We start from the raw sequence: 18077 nt of genomic DNA, 5'->3' as shown, positions 1-18077 counted from the left end.
TCATTTGATCTAAGGGAGTGTTGGAAAGGCGTCAATGTGATTTGGGTGATTTGGCGCACCAGACGAAAGGCTTGGAAATGACACGACTGAAAAACGGCAAATTGCGGCGCAAGGATGGGGTGTGGGACCCGTTGAAGCGTAGCTCTGCGGACAAGCAGCAGGCCGATGTCATTCCCAAAACACCGCAGTCGGATTCCCCATCCTACCGGCTTGCCTACGCGGATATGGATTTTCTCTGCCGCGAGGAGTTGCGCCCCGTCAGGCTTCAACTCGAACTTCTGAAGACGGAAATGGCGCTGACCGAGCGGGGCATCAAGTCCACCGTCGTCATGTTCGGCGGCGCGCGCATTCCCGAGCCCGGCGGGGAGGCTTGGGCGGCCCGCAACGAGACGCAGAAACGCAATCTGGAGCAATCCTCGGTTTATTACGAGGAGGCGCGCAAGTTCGCCCGGCTCTGCACCGACTACGGCGCGAAATCGGACCATCTGGAATATGTCGTGGTCACCGGCGGTGGTCCCGGCGTCATGGAAGCGGGCAATCGCGGCGCAGCCGATGTCGGAGGCCCGTCCATCGGCCTCAACATCGTTCTGCCGCATGAGCAGGCGCCCAACCCCTATGTCACGCCGGAGCTGAGCTTCAACTTCCACTATTTCGCCATCCGCAAGATGCATTTCCTGATGCGGGCCAAGGCCGTGGTGATCTTCCCCGGCGGTTTCGGCACGCTCGATGAACTCTTCGAGACGCTGACGCTGATCCAGACGAAGCGCATGGCGCCCATCCCGCTCATTCTCTTCGGAGAGAAATTCTGGCGCTCCGTCGTCAATTTCGAATTCCTCGCGGACTTTGGAACCATTGCGCCCGAAGATATGGAGCTGCTACATTTCGCCGAAACGGCCGACGATGCATGGAACATCGTATCCGCCTATTACGAGCACTGATTTCGGCTCGATGCGACGGGGGAATTTTAGGGGTTAATTAGCAAAGATATTCTAATTTCCCCTCGTCGCGTTGCAGCGCACTGCCCCCAGCGGGCGGGCCTCCATGACGGAGATTTCTCATCCGTTGACGCCAGCCTTTTCGGCCGGCGATTTGATCGAGGCCAAAATGTTCAATTTCAAAGTGAAGTCGCTTGCGACCAAGCTGATCCTTGTAACCGGCTGTGCAATCACCACGGTCCTTGTCGCATCGAATTCCTTCCTCATTTCCCAGACCAGCGACCGTGTCCATTCGCTGACCATGGATCAGGCGAACACCGAGGCACGCGCCATCGCCAACGTCATCGCCGCAGATGTCGGTGAACTCGGTAGCGCTGCCCGCTCCATGGCCGGTATCATCGGCCGTGCGCATCAGGCGAAATCGATGGACCGCCCGGGCATCGTCAACATCCTCAAGGCCAATGTCGAGCAGAATGCTTTCGCTTTCGGAAGCTGGTTCTGTGAGCAGTTGGGCCTTTTCGACGGACAGACCACCGAGATCGCCAACAGGCTCGATCTCGGCACCAATGCAACGGGTGCATTTGCCCCCTACTGGTCGAAGACCCAGAAAGGCGACATCCAGTTTTCGACCTTCAAGAACGACTATGCGGCGGAGTGGTATTCGCTGGCCGCCAAATCCGGCAAGGGCGCCATTACCCAGCCCTATCTGGCCGAAGGCACGGAAGTGCCCACCACAATGACCTCGCTTGCCTATCCCGTCATGTCTGATGGTAAGATGATTGGTGTGGCGGGGGTCGATATCTCGCTGGCAGCTCTGTCGCAGAAGCTGCAGGCGCTGCATCCTTTCGAAACCGGCCGTGTGACACTCATTTCGCAGGGCGGCCAATGGCTGGTACCGCCGACGCCCGAGCAGAACATGAAGGCCTATGACGGAGAGGGTGCAAGCACCGTTCAGGCGGCGATCACATCCGGCAAGCAGGGCCTGATCGAAAATCTCGGCCTTGATACCGACGCGCCCTATAACCGCCTTGTCTATCCGTTTGCGGTTCCGGGCCTCAATGCCACCTGGGTGGTTCTGGTGGATATCCCGCATCAGGCATTGAACGCGCCGGTGCAGGAGCAGACTTATCTGATGATCCTCGGGGCGATCGTCATTCTTGCGGCGGTTATTGCCGCGCTTTATTTCTCCGTCCGCTATTTCGTCCGCAATCCGCTCGCCTCGCTGGTCTCCGATGTGAAAACACTGAGCGACGGTCATTACGATGTGCCGGTTTCCGGACAGGACCGCAGGGATGAGACGGGCGCGGTGGCAACGGCTCTGGAAGGCTTCCGTGCGAAGCTTGCCGGTATCCGCGAAATGGAAGCGGATGCCGCCGTGCAGCGTGGCAATGCGGAAACGGAGCGCCAAAGGTCCGAATCCGAGCGCAATGAGAACAGCCGGATGCAGCAACATATCGTGAGCGTACTCGGCGCGGGTCTCAATGCGCTCTCGCAGGGCAATCTGACCTATCGCATCGAGGACCAGTTCCCCGGTGAATATGCAAAGCTGCGCAACGACTTCAACTCGGCGCTCGCCAGCCTCGAGGAAACCGTTTCCACCGTCAACGGAACCGTTGCCAGCATCGGCAACGGCACCGGCGAGATCACCCGCGCTGCGAGCGATCTCTCCCACCGCACGGAACAGCAGGCTGCAAGCCTGGAAGAAACCGCTGCCGCCCTCAACCAGCTGACTGCGCAGGTCAATTCCAGTGCGGAAAACGCAGCGCAGGCGGCGACAGCTGTCAGCAATGCCTGCGACGACGCCGGCAAGTCGGGCGAGGTCGTGCAGCAGGCCGTCAGTTCCATGGAAGGCATCGCTCAATCCTCGGCGGAAATCTCCCGCATCATCGGGGTAATCGACGAAATCGCTTTCCAGACCAACCTTCTGGCGCTGAATGCCGGTGTGGAAGCTGCCCGTGCGGGCGAGGCTGGCAAAGGTTTTGCCGTCGTCGCGCAGGAAGTACGTGAACTGGCGCAACGTTCCGCGACAGCCGCGAAGGAGATCAAAGGTCTGATCAACACCTCGGCACGGCAGGTCGGCGAGGGCGTCCAGCTGGTCGGCAAGGCCGGCGAGACGATGAGAAAGATCGCTGATCAGGTTCTCCAGATCAACCAGCTGATAAGGCAGATTTCGGCCTCTGCCAGCGAGCAGGCGGTAGGTCTCAAGGAGATCAACTCCGCCGTCACCCAGATGGATCAGGTCACCCAGCAGAATGCTGCCATGGTGGAAGAAACAACGGCGGCAAGCGTGACGCTTAACAGCGAGGCGGAAACGCTGAAATCGCTCGTTGCCGGCTTCTCCGTATCCGGCGGTCATTCCAGCCAGTCGAGCCAGCAATTGCGCGCCACCGCGGCGGCAATGCGTGCGCCTGTCGCCCCGTCACAGGCATCGGGCCGCTCGGCTGCGACCCAACGTTCCCGCCCAAGAACCAGCGGCGCAAACGCGCTGGCACAGGACGACTGGACCGAGTTCTGAGAATATCCCGTGGTTCCAAATGAAAGGGCCGCTGGTCATGCCAGCGGCCCTTTTCATGTCTGCGTTCCCATCAGAGGCGGGCGAAACGTTCCGTCAGCAATTCGAAGAAACCGTCCGCATCCACATTTCGCATCACGCGGGCGTTGACCGGGCGCTCGGTCACCCGCCACCAGTCCACCACCGTCATGCCCATGGTCAGTTCGGAATTGACCTCGATTTCGACATTGCAATCGCGGCCCTGAAACAGCTCGGGCTTAAGGAGATAGGCGATGACGCTTGGATCGTGCAGGGGGCCGCCGTCCGAACCGTATTTCTCGATGTCGAAACGCTCGAAGAATTCCAGCATTTCCGCCATGGCGATTGCCGGGCGTGTGCCTATATCGCGAATGCGGCTGACACGCGCCTTGGTGGTCAGCAACTGGTGGGTTACGTCAAGCGGCATTACGACGATGGGCACGCCGGAACGGAAGACGATATCGGCAGCCTGCGGATCGACATAGATGTTGAATTCCGCAGCCGGTGTGATGTTGCCGCCTTCAAAGAAGCCGCCACCCATCATTACCAGTTCCTTGACGCGGCCTGCAATCTCGGGGGCCTTCTGCAAAGCCAGCGCCACATTGGTCAGCGCGCCGAGCGTGCAGAGCGTCACGGTGCCCGCAGGCTCCCGCAGCAGCGTTTCGATGATGAAATCGACGGCGTGCTGCTTTTGTGCCTCCATCGTCGGCTCGTCGAGAACCGGGCCATCAAGGCCGGTGCTGCCGTGAACATGCTCGGCAGTGATGGGCTTTCGCACCAGTGGCCGCTCGGCACCCTCATAGACGGGAATATCGGTGCGGTCGCACAATTCGCAGATGATGCGGATGTTGCGGCTGGTCAGTTTCAGCGGAACATTGCCGGCGACGGCGCACAGACCGAGAATTTCAATTTCTTCCGGGCTTGCGAAAGCCAGCATGATCGCTGCCGCGTCGTCCTGACCTGGATCCGTGTCGATGATGATTTTTCTGCGTTCTGCCATGTCTTGCCCGCCGTTGAGATAAGGCGCTTTTTTCGAGCGGAGGACGCTCACTTGTCAAGTCTCATTCCTCGGCGTGCCCGCCTTTGCCTTGTGGCCCCGCCTTGCGCATCGTGGTTTTGCTTCCCATATTGCGTACAGCCGGTAAGATTGACCGGCAGGGTTGCCGGAAGCGGGACCGCGAAACGTCGCTTGGTTGCAAGGACAGAGACGATATGAGCCGCATGACGCCATTCACCCACCCGCTTTTGCTGGGTTTTGATGCCATGGAAAAAACGCTGGAGCGTATGTCGAAGGCCAATGATGGCTATCCTCCATACAACATCGAGCGCCTGCCCGGCGCTGAAGACGTGCCGGAACGCCTGCGTATCACGATTGCAGTCGCCGGTTTTTCGCAGGACGATCTGGATGTGACGACGGCCGACAACCAGCTCGTCATTCGCGGTCGCCAGCAGGAGCAGGAAAAGCGGGATTTTCTCTACCGGGGTATCGCTGCCCGGCAATTCCAGCGGGTCTTCGTGCTTGCAGACGGTATGCAGGTGAGGGACGCGCGCCTGCGCAATGGCCTTCTTGCCATCGATCTGGTGAAGCCCGAAATTTCAAACGTGGTAAAGAAAATTAATATTTCCGTCTCAGAGTAGAACGTGAACGCCGGAATCCGACACAAATCGCTCGGCGTGAAGAAGGAGGCTGAAATATGCTTTTAAAAGAAGCGCATGCGCGTCTCACCCGGTCCCAGCTCGCTCATATCGGCGAGGGAGAAGTGGGCTATATCCGTAAAATCCGTGCGGAAGACGTAAGCCGCTGTTTCCCGGAAGCGCCTGATCTCGATCCGCAACTCGATCTCTGGGCCCTGTTTGGCGCGGATGGCACGCCGATCCTCCTGACAGACAATCGTTCCAGCACGTTTTTCAAGGCTGCCGAAGACGATCTGAAAACCGTCAGCCTGCATTGAAAGGAAAAAAGCCCGCCGATTGAGCGGGCTTTTTCTTGTGTGATTAAAGGAACGGGCGGTCTGGCATATCATCGATGGAGATGACGCCGTCCTTGTTCCTGTCCAGCCGTTCGAACATTTTTTCGCCGGCTGCGGTGAATTCGGCCTTGCTGACCTGGCCGTTTTCATCGGTGTCGGCCATGCGCATCATCGCGAACGCCCCACCCTTGCCGCCATGCTTGCCCCAGCCCTGACGACCGCCATGTTCGCGTTCGGCGCGCTTGCCCTCAGGTCCCTTGCCTTCGCCCGCTTTGGCGTCAGCAGCCTCTGGGCGCGGATGAGCCGCACGGAACGCCTCCATTTTGGCCTGGCGGTATTCACGCATTTCCTTTGGCGTGATCGAACCGTCCTTGTCCTTGTCGATCTCGGCAAAAAGTGCGTCCTGACGTGCGGCGAACTCTTCCTTGGTAATCTTGCCGTCCTTGTTGGTGTCGGCCACCTTCAGCAGCTGAACGAACGCCAGTTCCGGGCGGAACGGCATGCGCTCGCCGTGGCCTTTGCCGTGTGCTGGCGGGGCCGCAAAGCTGGCTGTAGCGGCCGAGCCGAGCAAGAGGGCTGCGCCAAGAGCAGAGAGTGCGATCTTTCGTGTAGACATCGTCATTACCTTCCGTTGGTGTCCCTGAGGAGGAAGATAGTGGCGCAGGTGGCAGTTCACTACTTAAACATCCGTAAGGTGCATGAAGCTTCGGTAATGTCGTCTGCGCTCGATTTCGATGTTACCTGTCAGCGGGCGATCGTTTTGATCAGGAAACCGGTCAGATCGTCAGTGATGTAGTCGATATGCTCATCCGTCGCGGCGGGGATCTCCCAGCGCTCCATGATGACGCCTTCGAGGTTCGAAGGAACGAGCAGCACGGTCTTCATGCCAAGTGCCTTGGGTGCCGCGAGATTGCGCGGCAGGTCCTCGAACATGGCGGCTTTTCTGGTGTCGAGCTTCGCAAGTGCGGCAAACTTCTCATAGGTCGCACTGGCCGGCTTTGGCAGATAGTCCGCGGCGACGATATCGAAAATATCCTCGAAATGGTCGAGAATGCCGAGCGCGCCCGCCGCTGCCTGTGCATGCTTGACGCTGCCATTGGTGAGGATGAACTTGCGGCCTGGCAACGCCTTGATTGCCTCGCCGAGCTCCGGATGCGGGCTCAGCGCGGAATAGTCGATGGCATGCGCGCGCTCCAGAAACTCGTCCGGGCTGATGCCGTAGTGGATCATCAGGCCCTGAAGCGTGGTGCCATGTTCGTGGTAATAGCGCTTCTGAAGCGCGCGAGCCTCGTCGGGCTCGAGCTTTAAAAGCTCCGCAACATACGCCGTCATGTTACGATCGATCTGGGAAAACAGATTGACGTGATGCGGATAGAGCGTGTTGTCGAGGTCGAAGACCCATTCGCTGACGTGGGCGAAATCGGCGGCATCGGGCAGGTTTTTCGGCTTTGTGTCCATGGGCAGCTTTATGCCCGTTTCGAATGCCGAAGAAAATCGAAAAGACGACGACAGACGGGAAAATCGGGCTTGGCTGCGGCCTCCAGCGCATGATACCGCCAAGACCATGGAACTCTGGATAGGCATAACCTTCGCAAGCGCGTTCTTGCAGAACCTGCGCTCGACCCTGCAAAAGCACCTGAAGGGCATGATGGGCACCACGGGCGCAACTTTCGTGCGCTTCGTTTTTGGAATGCCCTTCGCTCTTGCCTATCTCGGTTTTCTGCATGGTGTACTTGGCCGGCCGCTGCCGGTGCCGAACATGTCATTCGCCGTCTGGGCGATGGTCGGGGCCATGGCGCAGATCGCCGCCACTTTCCTGTTGGTGCACCTGTTTTCCTTCCGCAACTTCGCGGTTGGCACGGCCTATTCCCGAACTGAGCCGGCGCAGGCGGCATTGTTTGCGCTGATTTTCGTTGGCGAAAGCATCAATGGCGGCACTCTTGCGGCCATCGCCATTTCGGTGGCCGGCGTCATGCTGATTTCGGTTGCACGCACGGAAGTGACCCCTGCCTCCATTCTCACCTCCATCTTCAGCCGGACGGCGGGCATCGGCCTCGCCTCGGGGGCTTTTTTCGGCCTGTCGTCTGTCGCTTACCGTTCGGCCTCGCTGGCGCTAGCACCCAGCCTGCCGGCACCGGATGTGGTGATGCAGGCCGGCTTTACCCTCGTCGTTGTCATCGTGACGCAGACCTTGGCGATGTTCTTGTGGATCATATGGCGGGAGAGGGACGAATTGCGGCGGATCGCGAAGGCGTGGAAACCGTCGCTTGCGGTCGGTTTCGTGGGGGCCACGGCGTCATTCGGCTGGTTCACGGCGATGACGTTACAACAGGCGGCCGTGGTCAAGGCGCTGGCGCAGGTGGAGATGCTCTTCGCCTTCGCCTCGACCGTGCTCTTCTTCAAGGAAAAGATCAACCGGCTGGAACTTTCGGGCTGCCTGCTGATCGTTCTGGGCGTGCTGTCGCTTCTGATATTCGGCTGAAAGTGTTGTCGTGGCGGACAGGCATTCCCGTCCGCCACATGAACCGTATCAGGGCACGATGAGCGTGCCCGCGCCTTCCGTGAAGATTTCCAGAAGAACGGAATGGGCGGTCTTGCCGTTGAGGATCACCACGCCCTGAACACCGGCCTTGATGGCCTCGATGCAGGTCTCGACCTTCGGGATCATCCCACCGGAAATCGTGCCGTCCTTGATCAGCGCACGCGCCTGGGAGACCGTCAGTTCCTTGATGAGTTCCTTGTTCTTGTCGAGAACACCAGGCACGTCCGTGAGGAACAGCAGGCGGGTGGCGTTGAGCGCACCGGCAATGGCGCCGGCAAAGGTGTCGGCATTGATGTTGTAGGTGGCGCCATCGCGACCGGGAGCGACGGGAGCGATGACCGGGATCATCTCCGACTTGGCAAGCAGGTCGAGCAGGGTGCGGTCGACCTCGACGACTTCACCGACAAAACCAAGATCGAGAACGCGCTCGATATTGCTGTCGGGATCGACGACGGTCTTTTTCGCCTTTTCGGCGAAGACCATGTTGCCGTCCTTGCCGCACAGGCCAATGGCCCATTCGCCCGTCTGGTTGATGAGCGCGACGATCTCCTTGTTGATCGAGCCGGCCAGAACCATTTCGACGATCTCGACTGTCTTGGCATCGGTAACGCGCAAGCCGCTTTCGAACTTCGATTCAATGCCCATCTTCGTCAGCATCGCGCCGATCTGCGGGCCGCCGCCGTGCACGACGATGGGGTTGATACCGGACTGCTTCAACAGGGCGATATCTTCCGCAAAAGCCTTTCCAAGTGTGGAGTCGCCCATGGCATGACCGCCATATTTCACCACGATGGTCTTGTTCTCATATTTCTGCATAAAGGGCAGAGCCTGTGCGAGCAGCCGCGCCTGAGTCTCGCTTTCGGAAGCAGTCATGGAAAAACCTCGGTCTGTGGTTGCGGCCCTTGAGAGCCTTTCATCGCTCTACAGCATCGGCGCAAAAATCGGAATCGATTTTTGCGGTGCAGGATGCGCAGATTCGGCATGTCGATGCGTTAGCAAGGACAGGTGAATGCGCGGGGTGAATGAATGAAGTAACCTCCGGGCCATATTGTGTCGGCGCATAGTAAAATTCCGCTTTTGGGCGGCCTGCGGCGCGTAATAAGATTGACATAAAGCACCAATCGGACCAGCCTTGTGGCGAGCAGGGGAGGGGTTATTCAGCAGGGCGACGGAGGATCGTTGCGCATCGCAAAAAACGATGCTGGCCTGAACGACCGAGGAGTTTGAAAACATATGGCCGTACCGGATCGAGACAAGCAAAGCGGTTTGCGGGACGAAGTACTCGCTGGCGAATATGTGCTGGGTGCCTTGCCACCGGAAAGCATGGCGGAGCTTGCAAAACGCGTCAAACGCGACCGCCAGTTTGCGGCCATGGTCAGGCGCTGGCGGGACAATCTGGCGGAAACCGAATATCGCGAAAGAGCGGGCGTTGCAGCCCTGCTTGACAGGGATCCGCTTCGCTCCGGTCTGCCATTTAAGGGCCAGCCGCTTCGCAATGGCAGCATATTCGCGGCGATGCTTCTGGAGGTGTGGAATTCCGTGCGTTTCTGGCGGCTTCTGGCATTGACGGCGATGCTGTGGACCGCCGTCCTGCTTTTCACCATCGCATGAAGGCGATGGTCTTTTAGAGCGAGACCGTTCGTACGATCTCGGCGCGCAGGCTATCCAGCCCGAAGGATTTTTCCGAAGAGGTAGCGAGAACTTCCGGATAGGCGGCGGGACGCTTGCGGATTTTCTCCAGCGTTTCACTGATCAGCCGGGGAACGCCAACGTCCTTGATCTTGTCCGTCTTCGTCAGCACGACCTGATAGGACACGGCCGCCTTGTCGAGCAGGCCAAGAACCTCCTCGTCGTTCTTTTTTATTCCGTGGCGGGAATCGATCAGCACGTAGACGCGTTTTAGCGTCGCACGTCCACGCAGGTAATCGAAGACGAGCTTCGTCCAGGCATCGACATGGTCCTTCGGCGCCTGCGCATAGCCGTAACCCGGCATATCGACCAGCGCCATCGGCGGCAGGTCGCCCGGCTCACCGGAATAACCCTCAGGAACGAAGTAGTTCAGTTCCTGCGTGCGTCCGGGTGTGTTGGAGGTGCGGGCAAGGCCTTTGTGGCCCACCAGCGCATTGATGAGCGAAGACTTGCCGACATTCGAACGTCCGGCGAAGGCAATCTCCGGCGGGCCTTCGGGCGGCAGGAATTTCATCGCGGGAACGCCGCGAATGAATATCCAGGGTCGCCCAAAGAGGGGCTTTTCGGTTGCCGGGCCGGTTTCACTCATTTCGATTGCACCGGCTTTCGCTTGAATAGCCCTTTGAGATTATCGAACAGTTCGATCTTGGCACCGTGACGCTTCATGATGAGGGCCTGCTGCGAGATCGACAGCGTGTTGTTCCATGCCCAGTAGATAACCAGACCGGCGGGGAACGAAGCCAGCATGAAGGTGAAGATCAGCGGCATCCAGGTGAAGATCATCGCCTGTGTCGGATCGGGTGGGGTCGGGTTCATGCGCATCTGCAGGAACATCGTGATGCCCATGACGAGCGGCCAGACGCCGATCATCAGGAAGTGCGGCACGTCGTAGGGCAGAAGGCCGAACAGATTGAACAGCGAGGTCGGATCTGGCGCGGAAAGGTCGTGAATCCAGCCGAAGAACGGTGCATGCCGCATTTCGATGGTGACGTAGATGACCTTGTAGAGCGCGAAGAAGACCGGAATCTGCAGCAGCATCGGCCAGCAGCCGGCAACCGGATTGATCTTCTCTTCCTTGTAGAGCTGCATCATCGCCTGCTGCATGGCCATGCGGTCATCGCCATGCTTGGCCTTCAGCTCTTCCATCTTCGGCTGCATGCGCTTCATGTTCGCCATGGATGCATATTGCTTGCTGGCGAGCGGGAAGAAGAGAGCCTTGACGACGATGGTGGTCAGCAGGATGGCCACACCGAAGTTGCCAAAATAACGGAAGAAGAAATCCATCATTTTGAACATCGGCTTGGTGATGAAGTAGAACCAGCCCCAGTCGATCAACAGGTCGAACTTCGGAATGGAATATTCGGTTTCATAGCGGTCAACCAGCGGCACTTCCTTGGCACCGGCGAAGACAAGGCTCTTCAGTTCGATGGACTGGCCGGGTTCGACCGTCATCGTGTCGCTCTTGAAATCGGCCTGATAGCTCGGCTGATTGCCCTTAATGTGTGAGTAACGCGTTTCGAACGGCGTCATCTGCGGCGGCACAATGGCAGCGGCCCAATATTTGTCGGTGATGCCGAGCCAGCCGCCGGTCGCCTTGGCAATCGTTACCGGGGTTTCTTCGACATCCTTGTATTTTTCTTCCGTCAGGCTGCCGTCTTTGCCCGAGACGCCGAGGAAGCCTTCATGGATGACGAAAACGGGCGGTATTGCCGGCTTGTTGTTGCGCGTCACGCGGCCATAGGTGGCAAAGGAGACGGGCGCCTGCCCGGGGTTCTCGACCTTGTCGTTGACCGTGATCATGTAATGCTGGTCGATCGAAACGGTACGGGAGAAAACGACGCCATTCTGGTTGGTATACTTCAGCGTAACCGGTGTGGTCTCCGTCAGCTTGTCACCGCTTGCGAGCGTCCACACGGTCGCAGGACCGGGAACGCTGCCGGCATCGGCACCGCCAACGTAACCGAGTTCGGTGAAATAGCCGTCCTTGGTGTCGGAAGGCGAAAACAGCGTGATGATCGGGCTCGAGTCATCGACGGTCTCATGGTAGCCCTTGAGCCGGATGTCGTCGAAACGGGCGCCAGTCAGATTGATCGAGCCGGCGATGGCGTTGGTGTCGATGGCGACACGCTGGCTTTTTGCAATCGCCTCTTCACGCGTCGCCGTGGCGGCGGCCTGCGTGGAGGAGGCAGGCGGTGCGCCGTCGACGGTCACGCCGGGTGCGGCACCCGGTGCCGGCTGTTGCTGCGTCGTCTGCTGCTGCGCCTGGCGGGCCTCTTCGGCGCGGCGCTGCTGCTCGATGCGCGGATTCATGTAAAGGAATTGCCAGGCGAGGACGATGACAACCGAAAGGGCTATCGCGATGAAGTAATTGCGGTTCTTTTCCATCATTCTTTCCTGGAGCGGGTGTCCTGGGACCGTTTCGGTTTCGCCGTTCCTTCAATTCGCTCGGTAAGGAGAGACTGAAGTTTCGGGAAGGCCGTGTCGAGCACGTCCCTGCGGGCGACAATCACATAGTCATGGCCGGGCTTCATTGCGAATCCGGCAGAAAGCCTGACGGCTTCCTTGAGACGGCGGCGCATGCGATTTCGCTCGACCGCGTTGCCTTGTCTTTTCGTTACGGTGAAACCGACCCGAGGTTCGGTTTCCGGGGTTTTCCTGTCGAGAACCTCCAGAAGAAAGGTGCCTCCCCGACGCTTTTCCCCCGTCTGCACGGCAAGAAAATCCGACCGGTTTTTAAGCCGGCCGGGCAGTTTTTTTGTCTTGCTCATGTGCCCGCGACTTTCATCGGGCCACAGAGACGGCAATTAAGCCGACAGACTTGCGCGGCCGCGCGCACGGCGGGCTGCGAGAACTTTGCGACCGCCGGCAGTAGCCATACGGGCACGGAAACCATGACGACGCTTGCGAACAAGCTTGGATGGCTGGAATGTACGCTTCGACATTTATTTAATACCGCGGTGTGCGGCCCTTCTTGAATTTGCACTATTTGCAAGAGCGTTTCGTTTTTTGCACGGCTAACCCCGCCTGGGCGAGCTTTTAATGGCCGAGCGTGCGCGGCTTATAAGGGCATAGGCCGAGCAAAGTCAATTGCCGAAGGGGTTTTCGCGCTTCACCTTTTGCGGAAGCGCCATGAAATCGGCTTCGCTCACGGGCGCTGCGGGCGCATTCCGATCGCACGATCGGTAAATTCTGAAATTCTTTCTTAAGACGGCATTGATAAATGTTGTGATGGGAAAAGTTATGCCAGCTTCCCATTTTCCATCGTGCGGCTGGCTTTTGGGGGAACGAAATTGAGAATTCGCGGTCGTATCAATCTTCTTGTCGGGCTTATGAGCCTTGTGGCCTGCACCATCGGCGGCCTGTCCATATATGCGGTCAGCGAGTTTCAGGTGCGCACGGTCGGATACGAAAAGGCAGCGGAGCGCGCCTATAAGGGTGAAGCGCTGAACCGGCTTGTGACTGCGGTCGTCATGGAGGCGCGCGGGGTCTACGCTGCGCCCGATATCGAAAAGGCGGCACCTTTTGCTGATGGCATCGTCAAGAACCTCGACGCCATGGAGAAGCTGATCGCAACCTGGACCCCTCTCGTTCCGGCAGAACAGAAGGCGGCCTTCGACAATCTCTCCAGTCGCTTCAAGGAATTCAAGGCCTTCCGTCTGGAAACGGCGCGGCTTGCCCGCGAGGCCGGCCCGCAGGCCGCCAACCAGCAGGGTAACAACGACGCGAACCGGGCCAACCGCAAAGCCTATCAGGCGGAAATCGATGCTGTCGTGAAGAATGACATCGCCGGGCTTGAAGCCGTCAAGGCGGGCATCGACGGGTTTGTAACGACGACCTTCTGGCTGGTCATCATCGTCACCGGCAGCGGCATATTGGCCGGCGCGGCGTTCGGCCTCTACATCGGAGCGCGGCAGCTGAGCGCGCCCATCCGCAAGGTTTCGGAAGTGATGAATGCCGTTGCGGACGGAAATCTGGATGCTGACGTACCCTATCTCGGCCGGACCGACGAAATCGGCGAAATGGCAGCGGCAGTCGAAGTCTTCAAGAAGAACGGTCGTGAAGTGCGCCGCATGAATGCGCAGGAAACCGCCATGCGTGCCAAGAGCGATGATCTGCAGGCCGGCATGGCCGTTGTCGTCGACGCTGCGGCCCAGGGCGATTTCAGCCGCCGCATCAACAAGGATTACGGCGACGAAAACCTCAATCGTTTCGCTGCGACGATCAATGCCCTGCTCACCGGCGTGGACAATGGTGTTTCCGAGACCAGCCGCGTCATCGAAGGTCTGGCGCGGGGCGATCTGACGGAAAAGATGGATGGCGAGTTCCGCGGCGTGTTCGCCGAGCTCCAGACCAATGTCAACGAGACGCTGGCCAAGCTGCGGGAGACGATGCGGGAAGTGCGCAGCAGCACGGAAGGCATCAGCGGCAATGCGAACGAATTGCGTTCGGCGGCCGACGATCTTTCGAAGCGGACGGAACAGCAGGCTGCGGCACTGGAGGAAACCTCCGCCGCCCTCGACGAAATCACCGCCGTCGTTCGCAATTCCACGGATCGGGCTCAGGAAGCCAGCACCATGGTTGCCGAGACCAAGCAGAAGACGGCAGAATCCGCCAATGTCGTGCGCGATGCCGTCTCCGCCATGGATCGGATCGAGCATGCCTCGCGGGAAATCAGCCAGATCATCAATGTCATTGACGAGATCGCCTTTCAGACCAACCTCCTGGCGCTGAACGCCGGCGTTGAGGCCGCGCGTGCGGGTGAGGCGGGCAAGGGCTTCGCTGTCGTCGCACAGGAAGTGCGTGAACTGGCGCAACGCTCTGCGACGGCTGCGAAGGACATCAAGGCGCTGATCACAAAATCCGGCGAAGAGGTCGGTCGCGGTGTGTCGCTGGTGCAGAGAACCGGCAGCGCGCTGGGCGAGATCGAGACCCGCGTTCTGGCTATCAACGAACATATCCATTCGATCGCCACGGCGGCGCGGGAACAGTCGACCGGCCTGCATGAGGTGAATACCGCCATCAACCAGATGGATCAGGTGACGCAGCGCAATGCCGCAATGGTCGAGGAAACCTCGGCCGCAACCCACAAGCTGAGCGGTGAAGCGGGCCATCTCGTCACGCTGGTGTCGCGCTTCAAGGTCGGCGTAGAGGATGGTCAGATCCGGTCTCGCGCAGAACCGCCGATGCGGCCAGTGGCGGTGTCCGGAAGGGCAGCGGCCGTGGCCTCTCCGGCACGTAAATTGATGAGCAGCGTCAGCCGCGCTCTCAACGCCCAACCAGCCGCTGCTGTGGCGAACGGGGACTGGCAGGAGTTCTAAGCCATTCCGCCTGCGGTTTCGCTTGAGACCGGTTCTAGGTCAAACGCCGCCCTCCCGGGCGGCGTTTTGTTTTTCAGGCGATGGAAACGTTTGTTTTGCAACGCATTTGAAAAATATCTGTTAGGTCCTATTATCGTGCTTGCATATAAACCGAGCCGTTCCACCGAAGCGGCGGCGCGCATACAGGATCAGGGCCCGGTGTTTTCTAAAGGCGTAGACAGCTTGGACGGCACGGAAGACAATCCGGTGCACTGCATGCCGGGATTGACCGGGGGGCTTTCCGGGCGCCTGCTGTTGCTCACCGTTATTTTCGTGATGATTGCGGAAGTGCTGATCTTCGTGCCTTCGGTCGCCAATATGCGCCTTTCATGGCTGCGGGACCGTCTGAACACGGCGGCAGCAGCCGGCGCGGTGATCGATGGCTTGCAGGCCGAATTGCCGCGGAGCGTGCAGAACGACACGCTGATGGCCACCGGGGCGAAGCTGATTGCGCTGCGCAAGGATGGCACATCGCGCCTGCTTGCCGTGGCGGAAACGCCACCCGGGGTCGATGAGCAATATGATCTATCCGATGTCTCGCAACTGGCAGCGGTGCGGGATGCCTTCTCCACATTGCTGTTTGGCGGCAATCGCGTCATCCGCGTTTTCGATGTGGTCGGAGACAGCGACACCATCATTGAACTCGTGCTGGGTGAAAACAAACTACGGGCGGCGATGCTGGCTTATGCCCGCAATGTTTTCCTGATCTCCATCGTCCTGTCGCTTGTCACCGCCGGTCTCATCTTCGTTTCCATCAACCGCATCATGATCCGGCCCATACGTCGCCTGACGCTCGGCATGCAGCGTTTTTCCGAGGAACCGGGCAATCCCGAGCGGATTTTCGTGCCGGAGGAGGGAAGCGACGAGCTGTCCGTCGCGGGCCGTCACCTGGCCGACATGCAGACGGAGTTGCAGAAAACCCTGCGGCAACAGAAAAACCTCGTGGATCTCGGTCTGGCGGTTTCGAAGATCAACCACGACATGCGCAATATCCTGTCATCCGCACAGCTTATGTCGGACCGGCTGGTGGACGCCAAGGATCCGATGGTCAGGAGCTTTGCGCCGAAACTGCTGCGCACGATCGACCGCGCCGTGGCCTATACAACCGAGGTTCTGGCCTACGGGCAGGCGACGGAAGGCGCGCCGAAACGCAAGACGGTGCAGTTAAGTCTTCTGGTGCGGGATGTGCGTGACATTCTGGCGCTCGATCCGGAAAGCGGCATCGAGTTTCACGATAGCGTGCCGCCCGATCTAACCGTCGATGCGGATGCCGAGCAGCTTTTCCGGGTGATCCACAATCTCTGTCGCAACGCCGTTCAGGCACTGCAATCCGACACGGCGAACGCGGCGCCTCGGCATCTGTCGATTGCAGCCCAGAGGGCCGGCAACGTCGTCAGCATCGTGATAGACGACAACGGGCCGGGAATGCCGCGCAAGGCGAAAGAGAACCTGTTTTCCGCCTTCAGGGGATCGGCCCGCTCCGGCGGCACCGGTCTCGGCCTCGTCATTGCGCGGGAACTTGTGCTTGCCCATGGCGGCACGATAGCGCTTGTCGAAAAACCCGGTCCCGGTACGCAGTTTCGCATCGAGATCGCCGACCGCGCCGCCTCCGTACACGCCGCTCGGACCGCCTGATGACTTCGCCTGAACAAGGTCCTGCACAATCGCCGCACCTCCCTGAATATGCGCCCCATATGGCCACTCAAAAATGCCCTTGATGGAATTTCTAGTATAATCAATAAGATACATGAATTGCTGCGGAAAAATGACAATTTCGAAACGAAATCGCTTGCAATCGGAATGAGGACGTTTTAGAGGATCGCCACGCCACCGGAAATGACCGGAACGGCACGCACCCGTAGCTCAGCTGGATAGAGCACCAGACTACGAATCTGGGGGTCAGGAGTTCGAATCTCTTCGGGTGCGCCATTTCTCTTCCCACAAAAATACTATGATACGGCCTTTGCCTAAAGCTGTTTGTCGTGTCGATAGAATATCGGCACCGTTGGCATATCCGTAAAACCCACGTGGCCGAACAGATTCCGAATTTCCCGTATATGTGCTAAAGTTCCGGGGTCATCAGCTGACCGCAGGGTGAAAGCCATGTTGGAAACGGACAAGGTTTTTGCCGGCTCTATCCCGGAAAACTACGACCGCTATATGGTGCCGTTGATTTTCGAGCCATTCGCCCGCGATCTGGCACGGCGGGCGGCGGCGTTGACGCCGATCAATGTTCTGGAAATCGCCGCAGGTACCGGGGTTGTCACGCGTGAACTGGCACCAGGATTACCGCCCGCCGCAAACTATGTCGTGACAGACCTCAACCAGCCGATGCTTGACTTTGCGGCGTCGCGCCAGGTGCCCGACAATCGCATCCAGTGGCGCCAAGCCGACGCTCAGGCGCTGCCGTTCGAAAATGCTGCTTTCGATCTCGTTATCTGCCAGTTCGGTGCGATGTTTTTTTCCGACCGCCCGTCTGCCTATCGCGAAGCGAAGAGGGTGCTGAAGCCCGGCGGCCATTATTTATTCAACGTATGGGACCGCATCGAGGAGAATCATCTCGCGAATGAGGTGACGAACGCCCTTGCAAGCCTGTTTCCCGACGATCCGCCGCGCTTCATGCTCCGCACCCCGCACGGCTACCACGATACGACATTGATTCGTGGTGAGCTGGAAAGTGCCGGCTTCTCTCGGGTGGTGATCGAGACGATAGCGGCGCAAAGCCGTGCATCGTCACCACGCATTCCTGCCGTCGCCTATTGTCAGGGAACCGTTCTCCGGACCGAAATCGAAGCCAGAGCGCCGGGAAAACTTGAAGCCGCGACGGACTGCGCCGCATCCGCAATTGAAGCGCGCTATGGTAGCGACGAAGTCGTCACCAAAATTCAGGCTCATGTGATTCTTGCAGCCGTTTAGAAACCGGGCCCGCGAGGCTCGCAGGGCCGGTGAACAAGCGTCGAGCTCGGATAGTCGAACTGCCCCCCGATATTAGCGGTTTTTTGTGAAGGTCGATATCTCAAGGCGTGGCGATGAGCCGGGATTGCCGGGCTTTTC

17 protein-coding genes and 1 tRNA gene are annotated in these 18077 nt (G+C 59.1%); 10 read left to right on the top strand and 8 right to left on the bottom strand.

Going from position 1 to position 18077, the window contains the following annotated elements; translation table 11 throughout:
- The first annotated feature begins 77 nt into the window (after positions 1 to 77).
- On the top strand, positions 78 to 938 hold the full coding sequence (locus tag T18_RS07345) for an LOG family protein (RefSeq protein ID WP_034501844.1): 861 nt from the start codon (positions 78 to 80) through the stop codon (positions 936 to 938).
- 166 nt (positions 939 to 1104) lie between these two features.
- Positions 1105 to 3450, top strand: coding sequence for a methyl-accepting chemotaxis protein (locus T18_RS07340; protein WP_038492664.1), 2346 nt, complete (start codon positions 1105 to 1107; stop codon positions 3448 to 3450).
- 70 nt (positions 3451 to 3520) lie between these two features.
- On the opposite strand, the gene T18_RS07335 is transcribed toward T18_RS07340, so the two are convergent.
- On the bottom strand, positions 3521 to 4465 hold the full coding sequence (locus tag T18_RS07335) for a nucleoside hydrolase (protein ID WP_013635386.1): 945 nt from the start codon (positions 4463 to 4465) through the stop codon (positions 3521 to 3523).
- Positions 4466 to 4677: 212 nt separating this feature from the next.
- On the opposite strand from T18_RS07335, the gene T18_RS07330 reads away from it, so the two are divergent.
- Positions 4678 to 5103, top strand: coding sequence for an Hsp20 family protein (locus tag T18_RS07330; protein ID WP_038489697.1), 426 nt, complete (start codon positions 4678 to 4680; stop codon positions 5101 to 5103).
- A gap of 56 nt (positions 5104 to 5159) precedes the next feature.
- On the top strand, positions 5160 to 5417 hold the full coding sequence (locus tag T18_RS07325; RefSeq protein ID WP_003493591.1) for a DUF1150 family protein: 258 nt from the start codon (positions 5160 to 5162) through the stop codon (positions 5415 to 5417).
- A gap of 43 nt (positions 5418 to 5460) precedes the next feature.
- Here T18_RS07325 and T18_RS07320 read toward each other — a convergent pair whose 3' ends face one another.
- Positions 5461 to 6057 carry an EF-hand domain-containing protein gene (locus T18_RS07320; RefSeq protein ID WP_025592284.1) on the bottom strand — a complete coding sequence of 199 codons (597 nt, stop codon included), beginning with the start codon at positions 6055 to 6057 and terminating at the stop codon, positions 5461 to 5463.
- Positions 6058 to 6179: 122 nt separating this feature from the next.
- Complete coding sequence (locus tag T18_RS07315; protein WP_013635389.1) at positions 6180 to 6893, bottom strand: pyrimidine 5'-nucleotidase; 714 nt, start codon at positions 6891 to 6893, stop codon at positions 6180 to 6182.
- 106 nt (positions 6894 to 6999) lie between these two features.
- Between T18_RS07315 and T18_RS07310 the strand changes: the two genes are divergently transcribed.
- Positions 7000 to 7917 (top strand): DMT family transporter, encoded by a 918-nt coding sequence (locus tag T18_RS07310; protein ID WP_038492667.1) that lies wholly within the window; start codon positions 7000 to 7002, stop codon positions 7915 to 7917.
- A 48-nt stretch (positions 7918 to 7965) separates the two neighbouring features.
- On the opposite strand, the gene argB is transcribed toward T18_RS07310, so the two are convergent.
- Positions 7966 to 8850, bottom strand: coding sequence for an acetylglutamate kinase (argB, locus tag T18_RS07305; RefSeq protein ID WP_003514834.1), 885 nt, complete (start codon positions 8848 to 8850; stop codon positions 7966 to 7968).
- 360 nt (positions 8851 to 9210) lie between these two features.
- Between argB and T18_RS07300 the strand changes: the two genes are divergently transcribed.
- Positions 9211 to 9588 carry a hypothetical protein gene (locus tag T18_RS07300; RefSeq protein WP_038489701.1) on the top strand — a complete coding sequence of 126 codons (378 nt, stop codon included), beginning with the start codon at positions 9211 to 9213 and terminating at the stop codon, positions 9586 to 9588.
- Positions 9589 to 9601: 13 nt separating this feature from the next.
- On the opposite strand, the gene yihA is transcribed toward T18_RS07300, so the two are convergent.
- The 4 genes from yihA to rpmH are packed head-to-tail and all read right to left on the bottom strand — an operon-like array spanning position 9602 to position 12608.
- Positions 9602 to 10255, bottom strand: coding sequence for a ribosome biogenesis GTP-binding protein YihA/YsxC (yihA, locus tag T18_RS07295; protein ID WP_003514838.1), 654 nt, complete (start codon positions 10253 to 10255; stop codon positions 9602 to 9604).
- Positions 10252 to 12051: a membrane protein insertase YidC gene (yidC, locus tag T18_RS07290; protein ID WP_003514840.1), complete on the bottom strand. Its 1800-nt coding sequence runs from the start codon at positions 12049 to 12051 to the stop codon at positions 10252 to 10254. The genes yihA and yidC overlap by 4 nt, the downstream gene beginning before the upstream one ends.
- A complete protein-coding gene (rnpA, locus tag T18_RS07285) occupies positions 12051 to 12434 on the bottom strand; it encodes a ribonuclease P protein component (RefSeq protein WP_038489704.1) in 384 nt (127 codons plus the stop codon). The genes yidC and rnpA overlap by 1 nt, the downstream gene beginning before the upstream one ends.
- 36 nt (positions 12435 to 12470) lie before the next feature.
- The gene (gene rpmH / locus T18_RS07280; protein ID WP_013635393.1) at positions 12471 to 12608 is read right to left on the bottom strand and encodes a 50S ribosomal protein L34; all 138 of its coding nucleotides are present in this window, start codon (positions 12606 to 12608) and stop codon (positions 12471 to 12473) included.
- Positions 12609 to 12956: 348 nt separating this feature from the next.
- On the opposite strand from rpmH, the gene T18_RS07270 reads away from it, so the two are divergent.
- The 4 genes from T18_RS07270 to T18_RS07250 all read left to right on the top strand — a co-directional run bounded on the left by T18_RS07270 (position 12957) and on the right by T18_RS07250 (position 17939).
- Positions 12957 to 14984, top strand: coding sequence for a methyl-accepting chemotaxis protein (locus T18_RS07270; protein ID WP_038492670.1), 2028 nt, complete (start codon positions 12957 to 12959; stop codon positions 14982 to 14984).
- Positions 14985 to 15239: 255 nt separating this feature from the next.
- Positions 15240 to 16658 carry a sensor histidine kinase gene (locus tag T18_RS07265; protein ID WP_038492672.1) on the top strand — a complete coding sequence of 473 codons (1419 nt, stop codon included), beginning with the start codon at positions 15240 to 15242 and terminating at the stop codon, positions 16656 to 16658.
- 217 nt (positions 16659 to 16875) lie between these two features.
- Positions 16876 to 16952: transfer RNA gene (locus tag T18_RS07255), tRNA-Arg, on the top strand.
- A gap of 174 nt (positions 16953 to 17126) precedes the next feature.
- The gene (locus T18_RS07250) at positions 17127 to 17939 is read left to right on the top strand and encodes a class I SAM-dependent methyltransferase (RefSeq protein WP_038489711.1); all 813 of its coding nucleotides are present in this window, start codon (positions 17127 to 17129) and stop codon (positions 17937 to 17939) included.
- Positions 17940 to 18077: the final 138 nt, after the last annotated feature.

The organism is Rhizobium sp. TBD182 (assembly GCF_001950375.1).
Taxonomy (GTDB): Bacteria; Pseudomonadota; Alphaproteobacteria; order Rhizobiales; family Rhizobiaceae; genus Agrobacterium; species Agrobacterium tumefaciens.
Note: the sequence above shows the minus strand (reverse complement) of the source record. Positions and strands in the feature narration are given on the sequence as shown.